The sequence below is a fragment of the Candidatus Lokiarchaeota archaeon genome, assembly GCA_014730275.1.
Classification (GTDB): Archaea; Asgardarchaeota; Thorarchaeia; order Thorarchaeales; family Thorarchaeaceae; genus WJIL01.
The window spans coordinates 1-11,874 of record WJIL01000016.1; the positions used below are offsets into that span (position 1 = coordinate 1).

Here is an 11,874-nt window from a genome sequence, read left to right on the forward strand (position 1 = left end):
GTCAAGAGAAGGGTCGCCCATGACCCCGTTCCTGACGTAGTCCCACTCCAAGCGCTCTAAATCCTTTGCTAGCAGCTGTCCGTTGAAGCGATTTGGAACCGGTATCCAGTGCTTGATGTGATACCTTGCCATGTTCTCGGCCAGGTAACAGTGACCGTAACACCCCCGGCCTCCATAGACCGCTGTCAACGGACATCCACGTACGCTATCAAGAAGCGGTCCAATCTTAGTAATGTTTCGGCGGCCATGCTCCTTGTCCTTTGGCGTCCGATGCGTCTTGTTGTTACCGAATAGCCTGATGTCCTTGCGTACAAACGTGCTCCAGGGCTTCTTCTGCTTGGGCTTGACTTGAGTGTCTGGATACCAGAGGGTATGCTGTTCATACCCGCAGGTTACAGGAGAGTGGCTTGCCGTGGACATGCTAGACAGTCTAGAGATTGCCTAATATACTCCGCGTTTATTCCGCGGAATATAACGAGCTTAAATATCGACCACAAGACGGAAGTACATGACTGATGGAAATGACGACACGATACGTGCGCTTGAGCGTGGGAGGTCCGTCCCGGCTGCACTTGACGGATACTACAGGGCCATCAGCAGAGTTCCGGTACGGAATAAGCAAGTCAAAGAGGCCTTCGACTACCTGCAGGAACAGTGTGTTCTCGAAGTGCCTGTTCAGGCCCAGCTTGTACGGATGAACGCTGAGGTCTTGGAGGTCTTTGCTTCAAAGCTTGATGTAGAGCCCAAGGCGATTAGACAGCTTGCTGAGATACTCCGGAACAAGCTGGATGAAGGAGGCCTTGAACACGGGGATTTCCTCGTGGTTGTGTTCGATGATTTGGAGGACTGGTAGGATGGCTTCGAAGACAAAGACAGCTGCCCAAGACCTTTCCAGAATCGAGCGATTGATCCTCAGAGCATACACGACCATGGTACGGAAGTACACAGACCTTCAGTACCTAGAGCCACACAAGATCAGTTTCGAGTCAGAACGGGGAGTGACGTATCTCTGGTTCAGGTTTGCCCCGAGCATAAATACATCCGAAGTACTGAACTGTTATGGTCTGGCTGACTACATTCTGAACGGTATCGAGCAGGTAGTTGCTGATACAGACTGTCCTCGGGTGGAGCTACGGGTGACCGTTGATGGTTACTATGGTGAGCTGTTCGCAAGGAGCTCCTAGGAGAGGGTGAGCATGGCACACGCAGAACCGGCGTATACGCCCAAGTACATCGAAGATGATGGAACCTGCCCGCACTGGGAACGCGACGACCAGTTCATGATAGATTTTCCAGATGTGACCGACCAGTATCTTGCAGACATAGAAACCGATGGAAAGATTTGTGCTCACTGCCTGTGGTATGCGGCGTATATGACGGGAGAGCCCATATGTCTATATTTGAATAATTGAGGATAGACTCATGACAGCTCTTGTGGTTTACAAAGACCCACTCAAAGCATTCTGCTTGGAGCATAGGATTTTTCCAGGGATTCACGATGTTGATATCCGATTGGACGAATTCAACGAATTCTTGGAGAAACAAGTAGAGAAGAACCTCGATCCTCTCAATCAACAGCAATTTGATAGTCTTCTCTACTTGTGTTTCAAAATCTCTCATTAGATACTTTGTTAAGGCACAACGAGGGGATATACCCATGCCACGAGACAAAGAGGACACGGACACCTACACGAGAAGCATAACGGTTGATCGTGTGGTGAAGGGTAAGAAGTACTACAAAGCTTCGATACCCCCCGACCCCATCCGTAAACTCCATGGCAAGGATGCCCCTCGGTTTGTGCCCTTTGTTGGACTGTTGACCAAGGACAATATTCTGTTTTTTCAGGAGATGCCGACCCAGGAGCTGCGCTGTCCCTTCTGTGATACCGAGATTGATCCCCACCAGATGAACGAGTGTTCTTGTGGTGCAGAGGTATCCCTTACAGAGGCTCCCGATGCTGTGGGTGTTCCCAACTACGAACCGGTCTCAGGGCTTGTGTATCCGCTGTTACCTGATGATGCGGTTGATATGATACAAGGTACGGGGCTCGTTACTGTATACTTTTCTCGGTGAGTTCGCTGATTTTCGATTTTGCGAAAGGTATCGGAACCATGGTTCCATATATGGCAATATTCGGCTGAATAATGGCGAGCTTAAATATCGACCTCGACACTAGAGACCATGACAGATGGAAGCGTTAACACGGCAGTAGCAACCGAAACCATGCAATCCCCACAGTCTACGGACACAGGATTCTCCGCCCAGGTTGTGGGAAAATACAAGGTGACCAAGTTCAAGCGGCTTATCTCTTGTATCGCTAACATCCTCCATCACGAGATCTACTTGCAGGTCGACGGGAACGGTATCTCGATACGTCAGCTCGACCTCTCAAAGGCCATGCTCGTATACCTGACAATCCCAGCAGATTACTTCTATTCCTTCGAGTATGACCAAGACCTAATGTTTGCCCTTGATGCTGATGCATTCAATAACGCAGTCGGGAAGGCACGCTCTCGACTTGAACTTGTCCTTGAGACACAGGAAGCAGAAGGCCAACTGATGTGCAGGACCAAAGACGGCATGGTGCTACTGAAGACATGGGAAGCTGGTGATATAGCCAAGCTTCCAGAGCTCAGCCCTGACATACACGCCTCGGTTATCGCTGGTAAGTTCAAGCAGATGCTCAAGAAGATGAACGGAGATTACTTCGAGCTCGCGGTGTCAGAATCAGATTACACCCTCTCCATAACCGATGATACAACCGGAGGGATTGAACATGTGATGGACAGGGGTAGCGGTATGTTATCGGTGCGATGTGATGATGAGACGGGGCCAGATGATTATGCCTGTTACTCAGTACGGCATGTTCAAAACATGCTCAAGCTCTGGCCGAACAAGTCACGGGTCTCGGTTTCGTTTTCCAAGGATAAGCCGCTCATTCTGACATCGAGTTTCGGGGAGCTTGTGCTTGCCCCACGGGTGGTGAGGAGATGAAGATGATAGAGGAAGTGAAGACCACCGAGAAGCAGAACAGCATCCAGTATAACGGCTTCTGGAAGCCAGCCAACCGCAAACCCAACGGGGAATATGTGCTACTCTGGGTTTCCGACTGGCTCAAGCAGGATTGGGGGTTCTACTGTTACATCTCACTTGATACGTACAAACAGGACCTCGACGGGATTCATGGCCTCATTGAGGAGCTCAATTACCGCGGGGTCGATGTGTACGTTGAGATGGTTGACCACTCACCCGGGTTGAAGGGCTTCTACCGCAAGCAATACCGCAGAAGCAAGATTTCACACTATCACATCCTCAATCCGCAGACATGGGAGCGTGTGACCTGAATGGGGTTAGCGATGGAAGAGCTCAATCTGTGGTTCTCCCATTATGCGGAAGAGCTCAAGCTTGACCTCTCATCCTCTGCTTCAACCGAATCCCTGAACACAGCAGAGCGTGCGAAGTTGGAAGAAGACCTCTGTTGGATCATGGAACGTGCACCGGTCCCCAACAGATTGCACATCATCTTCTTCCCTGAGACAGTCAGAATCATCATGGTATTGTATGACCCGGAAGCCTTCGTGTATAAACTTAAGCCGCAGCATGGGATACTGCTAAAGGCAATCAGGAAAGACCAGAATGGTCTCAAGGTCATCATGCAGACTTCGAGAGCTTGGTAGGAGGTGAACGCATGACAGGAGAATTGACAGACGAACAACTGGATGAACTGAAGCACAACATCAAAGAAGCCTTAGGATTCATCGGCTTCGCGTCAGATGAAATCATCGCAATCGGAAAAACGTCGGGAATCAGTAATGAGGTAGACGAACTGGTCTCAAAGGCGATGATAAATGTAGAACATATCATTGATTATCTGAGGAGAATCAAGATGCTGAGCTTCCCCACAGAACCATAACTTCACCCAGTGTTTCTAATACATTCATATGGCCTATTTACAATCTACAGGGGGCAGTCTTCTATTGTTGGCATTATTCGGACAGAACATAATCGAATATCACGAATGATGAGTGGGATACGAATTCAGTTCATTCTTGTGTGCCCTTTTCTTGACCAAAGTCCATATATATTGCTTCATTGAATCCGATATCTTGGTCGACGGATACACTGCGCTCCCCTTCCCAGTTGTGTGCACTACAAGTCCAGTCTCCTCAAATGAACTTTCAACCTGTTCAAATTCCTTATCTGTACACATTAGACCGATTTTCATAGCCATCAGTATCTTGTATCCATAAGCTGTTAGCCACAATGGTTTGAGATTGGCAGTATCTTCTACTCTGATAACGACTTGTTCTATTTCTTTCAACCGGAGTTCAAGAATGTCCGATACTCTATTGCTAAGAGGTTCGTATGACGATGCCGCAATGTTATCTATATCGACCCCTATAGTTGTACCCTGTTCATCTAACTGATCACACAAAGTCTTGACCAGCCTATCCTGCATAATGGATTTATTCGGTTCTTCAATAATGGACACAAGTTGTGAATCTGTAATATCTAATAGTCCTAGTTTCTTCAGGCCAATGGTTCTGACCAAGCACCTAGTTAGATGCTTACATTTCCAAGAATCAGTTTCGTATCTCCGGATGATATGTGCTAATGACCTTAATACATCCAGATTTCGGATTTCAACTGGTACGTCATATTCTCGTATATGATACTTAGTTCTGGTTTGAAGCTCCTCCAAGGTTTGTTTCTTTAGAAAGGTTATTCCTATTCTTTCGTATCGGTTTCCATTTGTTTCTAAAATTTTCAGGTTTTCGCATAGAGATAAAGGGGTCATATCCACTGTTTCCAGATTATTGTCATACAATGATAATTCGAATAGACTAGAGCAATTCTCAAGAGGTTCGAGATTTATGTGCTCAATATTATTACTATGAAGATATAACTCCCTGAGCAATTGTAGATTCTGAAGGCCCTTCAGACCGATATGCTCAAGATTGTTTCTATCAAGACGGACATATCTAAGCTGACTGCAATTCCTCAGCAAACTCAGATTAACCTCATGTAGGTCGTTCTCACTCAAATCAAGCCTTTCGAGGTTTTTGCAATTCCCTAATGGATTGAGATCTATGGCTGAAAGTTGATTATTATTCAGTAACAGAATCTCCAGTTTTGTGCAATTTGCTAGTGGACCCAAATCCATGGATTTGATTTGGTTGTAATGTAGCGCTAATAGCTTTAGGTGACTGCAATTAGCTAATGGACTAACGTCAAGATACTTGAGATTGTTCGAACCTATCACTACTTTTCGGAGCTTAGTACAGTTGCCAAGAACTTCCAGGTCTACCGATTCAATCAGATTAGAACCAAGGTTTAGTACTTCAAGTTGAGGGGAATTTCGTAGGAAATTTAGGGCTATTTCTTTCAGCAAATTTGAATCTAATCTGAGGACTCTTAGATTATCAAGACTACCAGTATTCTCTGTTTCAACCCAATCAATACCTTCGTCGGAGGAGAGAGGACCCCTAAGGTTGATTTCTTTAGTATCATTGCTTAGGGTCAGCTCTCCAATGTTTCCATTCCTACCATACCTGATAACAGTCCCAGTCATAGTCAAGGCCTATGTGCAGTTCTTATATGTCGCATTGCGTGTTATTGTATTACTACCCTCGTCAATAATAAGGGCTTCTCCCGACAGGAAGAAAGCAATGATCAATGTGAGTGGATTAAAGGCATATCCGCGTGAAATCGAAGACTATCTCTATGAACATCCTAAGGTGGCTATGGCTGCAGCAATAGGTGTTCCACGCGAGGATGACCCAAGCAATGAGTTTGTCAAAGCGTTCATTGTGCCGAAAGATGGTGTCGAGGCGAGTCCCGAGGAATTCATTGAATGGGCCCGAGATAAGATGGCGGGGTACAAGCGACCACAAGAAGTTGACCTCGTTGACGAGTTACCGATGACCAATGTCGGCAAGGTGCTGCGAAGAGTATTGAGAGAGCAAGAACTGAAGAAGCGGGGCATGGCCTAAGAACTCCATCCTCAGCTAACGTACTGCCGAAAGACTGGTTGGCTTAATCGCTAAACAAACCAGAGCCAAAACGTTCAATTCGACAAGTACTTTCAAAAATATCATATATGCCATGCAAAAGATAAAGAGAGGAATTTGCAAGAACATGAATGCTCCGGGAGATTGTGTTGTTTAAAGAAAAAAGGCCGCTGTATCTGGCCATTTTTGCCGCGGTAGTATTGTGGCTGATGGATTCAGTGATAGATTTCTATTTTGTCTACGATAAACAGTTCACAGATCTCCTGTTTCTAAGTCCTCCTCCCCATGAGGTATGGATGCGACTGGTTGCGGCAATGATCCTCGTAGGCTCAGGCATCTTTACTTCCTCTCTCATAGATAAGTTGGAATCTGTTCAAGAAGAAGCCGATTGGGAGCGCCATTTTTTACTCAATGTCATCGATTCGCTTAAACATCCCTTCTATGTTGTAGATCCTTCTACCCACGAGGTACTGAAAGCTAACGAAGCTGCTCTCAAATCACTTCCGTTGAATGGTCAGAAGTGCTATGAAGTGACTCATGGTCAATCCGAACCTTGTCAAGCTCCCTATCATGATTGTCCAGTTGAAACCGCGGTAAATACAAGGGACTCCTACACAACTCATCATCTCCACTTTGATAAGGAAGGACAAACTAGATTCATTGAAGTTCGAGCAAATCCAATCGAAGACTTGGATGGTAACGTTTCTGCAGTAGCAGTAAATATGGTAGACATAACTGACGTAAACCGAGTGAAACAAGCATTAGAGATATCTTCTGACTACTCCATGTTCTATATGGATCTGCTAACACACGACTTCAGGAATAAATTGCAGAGCTGCTTACTACTTACTGAAATGATGGAAGAGAACACAGATAATTCCCAGATAACGAAGGCATGCGAAGGAACACTAGACCAGCTGAAAGAAATGAGTGATATGATTTCAAAACTCAGTCTAACTAAATCTCTTGGGCAAAGCCCCATCAGGGAAACATCCCTGACCGGTGCCATAGATTGGTCGATAGAACAAATTCAACGCGAGTTCGATGATGTCAGAATTATTTCCGACTTTGAAGATAGAGAAGTGACAATTCTGGCAGATGAGCACTTGAAGTATCTTATCTATAACCTCATGGAAAACGCTGCAGAACACAATCCGAAACCAATCAAACGCATCTGGATCACTCTGAAGAGGAAAGAAAGTGGATGGGAACTGAGTATTGCAGATGATGGGCCTGGCATAGATGATACGAGGAAGGCTGAGCTGCTGAATCCAGAACGTCGGTTTGGCGGAGTTGGTGTACATCAGGCACAACATATCGCGAAGAAATACGGGGCTTCGATTGAAATTTGCAATCGAGTCAGGGGTCTCCCCGGTAAAGGTTCCGAGTTCAAGGTCTTTTTTCCATTCGAACCTGAAACGAAAAAACCCCCGGCGAATATCTTTCTTAGTCTTTGATGCTAGTAGAACTGGCTTGGCCTCGAGTAGAGTATTACATTATTGCTGTTCTTTGTATGATTTGCTCAGTTCGACATACACCTTGGCTCCGGTCATGAACGACTTTTTCAACTCATCAGTGACTTTCTTTCGTACCTTTCCTGGCACCCCTAGTACAAGTGATTCAGGTGGAATCTCGGTATTTTCGGTGACTACCGATCCCGCTCCAATCACGCTATCATGACCTATCTTGGCTCCAGTCAAGACGATAGCACCTATCCCGACAACCACTCTGTCCCCAATCTCGGCGCCATGGATAACACAGTTATGACCGGCTGTAACGTAATCTCCAATGTGTGTTGCATGCGTTACTTCTGTATGTACCGTACAATTGTCTTGGATTGAAGTACCCTTTCCTATCTCTATTTTGTTCATATCGCCTCGCAAGACTGCTGATTCCCAGATGCTTGAATCAGGTCCAATCTCAACATCTCCTATGACTGAAGCCCGGGGAGAAACATAGGCTTCATCGCTGACAACTGGTATCTTTCCTTCGAATTCGTAAAGCCCCAATATGTAACACCTTTGCTAGTGGGAACTAATCCACTTCATAAGCATGTTGCAAATAACCATATCATGGGGATTTATATTACTCAAGAATAACATTTTGTTGAATCCTTAATCCACAATGGACGGAAACCGTTATGCCCTTTACTCTCCTGCATTACAGCATTGCTTATGCTTTGCATAGGGGTGAGAAGCGATTCCCTCTTCCTGCCTTAGCCGTAGGTTCTGTCTTCCCTGATATCGAAGTCCCCTTCTTGGCAGTTTTCTTTTCAGGTATTGTACCAGACCATTTCATACTGCACAGTTTAGTAGGCGGTTTGACTCTTGGTACGATTGGTGCGGTTCTTACGACCCGATTCATTTACCCCTCGGTGATTTCTCTTCTTTTCGGTATTGAAGAAGAACGACTGAAAGAAGCATGCAGTATTTCTCCCATGATGGTTTCTTCATGCATAATAGGCATTGTAGGTCATATCTTACTCGACTACCCGATGCACTGGTATAACGCCATCTTCTGGCCATGGGTAGAGCCAACCAATGTAATAGGGCCATTTGTGCTCTACTTCTCTTCTGTTGGCCAAATCCCGGGTGCTGCTTTCACGCTTGCAAATGGAACCACAAACCTATTCATGTTGCTCATATTCGTATACATTATGGCCCATGAATGGGGTAATCGATGGGAGAACATATGGGTTGGAGAAAAGCAGTAGTCCCGACGGCTAGGTAGAGGGAACCCTTGCAGCAGGGACAAACCATTCCTCCAGCGAGATCTGCGACTTGGTGTCAAGTACGTCCTCATTCTGATAGAGTGTTCTGAGAAATTTGTTATACTCATCAACGCTGGCAGTCCTCACAGTAGCAAACAGGCAGTATTCCTCACCAGTGCGGTGCAAATCCCAGACTTCCTCCATCTCGCTGATATATTCTGCAGTCTCACCGATTTTTCCGGGTAAAGGCTTGATTTGCAGGAAGAACTTGATAGGCAGTCCAACATGGCCGAAATTAAGATCTATCGATTGCCCTATTATGACGCCTTTACTACTCAAATCGGCAATTGTCTTTGAAACCGATGGTTGACTAATCTTTGGACTCATTTTTTCGCCAATTTCGCGCTGTGAGAGACTTGAAGGACGCCTTTCGGTAGGCTGTTGCCGATGTATGACGTTGAGAAGATCCCATTCCTTAGCAGTCAATGGGGTAATTGGAGTGTCATCCACATCAAGCTTGAATCCATGTGTTTTGTAGGTGGTTAGTACTTGAACAAGGTTGTACGTTTTCGCTTCCGACCTAGAGACAATCTCATCTACCCGATCAAGAAAATCAGAGAATGCACCTGCCTGCCGAAAACGGAAGAGTCCAAGAAGTGAATGCTCACCAGATATCCCATCCAAAGACTCAAGCTCAGGCATCTGGAGTAGCAAACGACTTATGTCCTGTTCCCGAGGGTTGGATTTCAGAAGTAGAATGGTGCTGCTTTCGGCATACACCTTTGTAGGATCAAGAACTGTGATGTATGCCCTCAGTATTCTCTGTTTCACCAGCTTCTTGATTCTTCTAGCTACCCAGTTACGTCCCTTTCCGAGTTGATCGCCCAATTCTGAGGTTGGTCTGCTAGAATCCTGTAAGAGTAACCTAAGCAGCTTCTGTTCAACTGGTTTGAGCGGCCTAATAGATTGCATGAAATCTCGCCTCCAAAAGATACAATCTATTAATATCTTTGTCTCCTCTCTCATAAAAGTTAGGTTGTACAAACGGTTAAAGAGTACCTTACCGATAGAAGATATTTCGCAGCCGGGAGGAATGATGTTTTGCTCAAATCTCTCCCGACGCGATTTCTATACAATCTCTATTCTTGTATTTCTACAGACTAAATGTTCTGCGCTTCTATTCCAGTTTCTCTACTAATTGTTTGATTGGAGCAACACTGTCTCTGATTTCACGCAAGAGGAGTATCATTTCTTGTTGTCTGGTTCCTTTCAACTCTTCTAGTGGTTCCGTCTCACGGGTTACCACTTCGGTTCCTGTGGTGTAGGGTGCTTTTAGTTTTCGAAGCTCGTGCAGGATGTAGTCACGCAATTCTTCGTAAAATACGATACCCTCGATCTTCTCTTCAGGCCCGCCTGAGGATTTGGGTCCAGAAAATCCCGCTGTCTGAATCTCAATATTGCCTATATTGAATAACCTGTCAATTGGACCAACCCTGCTGGAGATGTTGGTAATGGTACGAAATGGCACATGTTTTCGAGTTATGTTCACAATACCTTTCTTCACGTAAATCTCAGGAGTAGCTTCTCCGCTCTCGGACATGACCGAATATTCAATGGAATTTACATAGAGCGGAATGGCAATTACGGCCGGAATCAACCAGATCAGGTTGAAAATCCAGAAGTAGAGGTTTGCCGGTATGAACCACTGTTGCATGTATAGTGCGTAGTTGATATTCTCCGATGGATCTGTTGAGACCATATATGCGATCCCCATCCAGCTGAGTATTACGAGCGCCCATAACGCAATAGCAGCAGATACTGCCAACGTCAGAAGCTTGTTTCTGAACTTGCTAGAGGGTGTGAATGTCTTTCCACTTGTAGCTCTCTTCAAAGGCGGCTTTATGACTGTTTTTTCACTATCATTCATTTTGTTAATTTCCTCCTCGCTTGTATCGAGGAATCTCCTTCGCTGCGAGTTTGTTGAAGATTGCTATGGACTGCTTTGTCATGTAGAGGTCTCTCTCGTCAGGACGAAGTTCTATGTCATACTCCTCAATAATCGTATCCAAGACTTCTCTGCATTCACCCTTCTTGGGACATGGGTCAGACTGAGAATCTTCTGGTTCACGAAATGGTGTACCATCACAAAGCTTGCCAGCGTATGAGTCGTGTTTGTACCAGATAACTACACCCCTCTTCATCGTGAAGACGATGTACACCGGTGTACTTGCCTGGTAATCAAATCCAATCAAGAGCCCTTTGTAGTCCTGTACGCTCTCGATGTCTAACCGATGAGTTTGAGCGTGATTTCTAAGGGTATCCTCGATTTTACCTCGAGCTCTATTCAGTACTCGAGAGACATATTGGGTGTCTTTGAATTGAATGGATTCTATGCCTTTCTGCTCTGAATCTAGGTCTGAATCCTTGAATAAACCATATACATAGTCAGAAGCTGTCTTCTGGTTTGCGAATTCTTCTGCAATTTGACTGGTAGAGTTGTTGTGCTGGAATAACCACCAGACAACCGATTCGTGTACAGAGAGCAGCACCTTCTTCTCCTCGCAGTACCAACTATTTTTCATCGTTTGATGATTAGTTGGTCTCCACTATTCTCCACGGTAAATCTTTACTTAAGGCTTTGCATTGTTTACCATAAATTGGTAAACATTTGAATTCTCCACTAGAAAGGCAAGGCATGAGAAGGTTGTTCTTTGCATACAAGCGTTATACACAACAATCTGCTTGACAAGTTATAGTTAATTGCCAAATGTTACCTAAATCGTATCCCATTTCAACTTGATTTCTTCAAAGGGTCTATTGTAAATAATCCGAATATTCGCCTTTGGAATCATACTAGTATCTATGTTCTCAAGTGGATTGTCACGTATGTCCACTCTTCGCAGTGCGGAACAATCTACAAGTGGCGACAAGTCAATTTCAGTCAGTCGGTTATTCTTCAGGTTGACCTCTTCTAAATACTTACAAGCTGAAAGCGGAGCCAAATCGATCTCAACCAGTTGTTTCTTTAGTCGTTCTTCGCTTCTTTTTTCTCGTTCTTCCCAAGAAAGTTCTGGCCGTTCCTTTTCCATAATTACACCTCAATTACGTCATCTCATTTTATTGTAATCCCTAAAATACGTGCCCTTTATTAT

At 45.1% G+C, this 11,874-nt stretch carries 19 protein-coding genes; 12 read left to right on the forward strand and 7 right to left on the reverse strand.

All coding sequences use genetic code 11. From position 1 onward, the window contains the following. Nucleotides 1–420: hypothetical protein (locus GF309_02200; protein ID MBD3157577.1), on the reverse strand; the 420-nt coding region annotated here is incomplete at its 3' end. Nucleotides 421–508: 88 nt separating this feature from the next. Here GF309_02200 and GF309_02205 point away from each other — a divergent pair. From GF309_02205 to GF309_02245, 9 genes are all read left to right on the forward strand, one after another. Further along, entirely contained in the window at nucleotides 509–853 is a 345-nt protein-coding gene (locus GF309_02205; protein MBD3157578.1) for a hypothetical protein, read from the forward strand. Between the two features lies 1 nt (nucleotide 854). Further along, entirely contained in the window at nucleotides 855–1,184 is a 330-nt protein-coding gene (locus tag GF309_02210) for a hypothetical protein (GenBank protein MBD3157579.1), read from the forward strand. A 12-nt stretch (nucleotides 1,185–1,196) separates the two neighbouring features. Beyond that, entirely contained in the window at nucleotides 1,197–1,412 is a 216-nt protein-coding gene (locus GF309_02215; protein MBD3157580.1) for a hypothetical protein, read from the forward strand. Nucleotides 1,413–1,422: 10 nt separating this feature from the next. Further along, nucleotides 1,423–1,623 carry a hypothetical protein gene (locus GF309_02220; GenBank protein MBD3157581.1) on the forward strand — a complete coding sequence of 67 codons (201 nt, stop codon included), beginning with the start codon at nucleotides 1,423–1,425 and terminating at the stop codon, nucleotides 1,621–1,623. Between the two features lie 34 nt (nucleotides 1,624–1,657). After that, nucleotides 1,658–2,074: a hypothetical protein gene (locus GF309_02225; GenBank protein MBD3157582.1), complete on the forward strand. Its 417-nt coding sequence runs from the start codon at nucleotides 1,658–1,660 to the stop codon at nucleotides 2,072–2,074. 108 nt (nucleotides 2,075–2,182) lie between these two features. Further along, entirely contained in the window at nucleotides 2,183–2,995 is an 813-nt protein-coding gene (locus GF309_02230) for a hypothetical protein (protein MBD3157583.1), read from the forward strand. After that, nucleotides 2,992–3,345: a hypothetical protein gene (locus tag GF309_02235; GenBank protein ID MBD3157584.1), complete on the forward strand. Its 354-nt coding sequence runs from the start codon at nucleotides 2,992–2,994 to the stop codon at nucleotides 3,343–3,345. The genes GF309_02230 and GF309_02235 overlap by 4 nt, the downstream gene beginning before the upstream one ends. After that, the gene (locus tag GF309_02240) at nucleotides 3,346–3,678 is read left to right on the forward strand and encodes a hypothetical protein (GenBank protein ID MBD3157585.1); all 333 of its coding nucleotides are present in this window, start codon (nucleotides 3,346–3,348) and stop codon (nucleotides 3,676–3,678) included. Between the two features lie 11 nt (nucleotides 3,679–3,689). Then, nucleotides 3,690–3,914, forward strand: a complete 225-nt coding sequence (locus GF309_02245; protein MBD3157586.1) for a hypothetical protein — start codon at nucleotides 3,690–3,692, stop codon at nucleotides 3,912–3,914. Nucleotides 3,915–4,013: 99 nt separating this feature from the next. On the opposite strand, the gene GF309_02250 is transcribed toward GF309_02245, so the two are convergent. After that, entirely contained in the window at nucleotides 4,014–5,573 is a 1,560-nt protein-coding gene (locus GF309_02250; GenBank protein ID MBD3157587.1) for a leucine-rich repeat protein, read from the reverse strand. Here GF309_02250 and GF309_02255 point away from each other — a divergent pair. Together GF309_02255 and GF309_02260 are read left to right on the forward strand one after the other, a co-directional pair. Next, nucleotides 5,533–5,994 carry a hypothetical protein gene (locus GF309_02255; GenBank protein MBD3157588.1) on the forward strand — a complete coding sequence of 154 codons (462 nt, stop codon included), beginning with the start codon at nucleotides 5,533–5,535 and terminating at the stop codon, nucleotides 5,992–5,994. The two genes, GF309_02250 and GF309_02255, sit on opposite strands and share 41 nt — an antisense overlap. Nucleotides 5,995–6,143: 149 nt before the next feature. Continuing rightward, nucleotides 6,144–7,469 (forward strand): PAS domain-containing protein, encoded by a 1,326-nt coding sequence (locus tag GF309_02260; protein MBD3157589.1) that lies wholly within the window; start codon nucleotides 6,144–6,146, stop codon nucleotides 7,467–7,469. 39 nt (nucleotides 7,470–7,508) lie between these two features. Here GF309_02260 and GF309_02265 read toward each other — a convergent pair whose 3' ends face one another. Further along, nucleotides 7,509–8,021 carry a gamma carbonic anhydrase family protein gene (locus GF309_02265; GenBank protein ID MBD3157590.1) on the reverse strand — a complete coding sequence of 171 codons (513 nt, stop codon included), beginning with the start codon at nucleotides 8,019–8,021 and terminating at the stop codon, nucleotides 7,509–7,511. A 131-nt stretch (nucleotides 8,022–8,152) separates the two neighbouring features. Here GF309_02265 and GF309_02270 point away from each other — a divergent pair, with 131 nt between their 5' ends. Next, nucleotides 8,153–8,725 carry a DUF4184 family protein gene (locus GF309_02270; GenBank protein MBD3157591.1) on the forward strand — a complete coding sequence of 191 codons (573 nt, stop codon included), beginning with the start codon at nucleotides 8,153–8,155 and terminating at the stop codon, nucleotides 8,723–8,725. 9 nt (nucleotides 8,726–8,734) lie between these two features. On the opposite strand, the gene GF309_02275 is transcribed toward GF309_02270, so the two are convergent. From GF309_02275 to GF309_02290, 4 genes are all read right to left on the reverse strand, one after another. Further along, nucleotides 8,735–9,748, reverse strand: coding sequence for a hypothetical protein (locus GF309_02275; GenBank protein ID MBD3157592.1), 1,014 nt, complete (start codon nucleotides 9,746–9,748; stop codon nucleotides 8,735–8,737). 151 nt (nucleotides 9,749–9,899) lie between these two features. Further along, complete coding sequence (locus GF309_02280; protein MBD3157593.1) at nucleotides 9,900–10,649, reverse strand: PH domain-containing protein; 750 nt, start codon at nucleotides 10,647–10,649, stop codon at nucleotides 9,900–9,902. Nucleotides 10,650–10,653: 4 nt separating this feature from the next. Then, entirely contained in the window at nucleotides 10,654–11,271 is a 618-nt protein-coding gene (locus tag GF309_02285) for a hypothetical protein (protein ID MBD3157594.1), read from the reverse strand. 225 nt (nucleotides 11,272–11,496) lie between these two features. Continuing rightward, nucleotides 11,497–11,811, reverse strand: coding sequence for a hypothetical protein (locus GF309_02290; GenBank protein MBD3157595.1), 315 nt, complete (start codon nucleotides 11,809–11,811; stop codon nucleotides 11,497–11,499). Nucleotides 11,812–11,874: the final 63 nt, after the last annotated feature.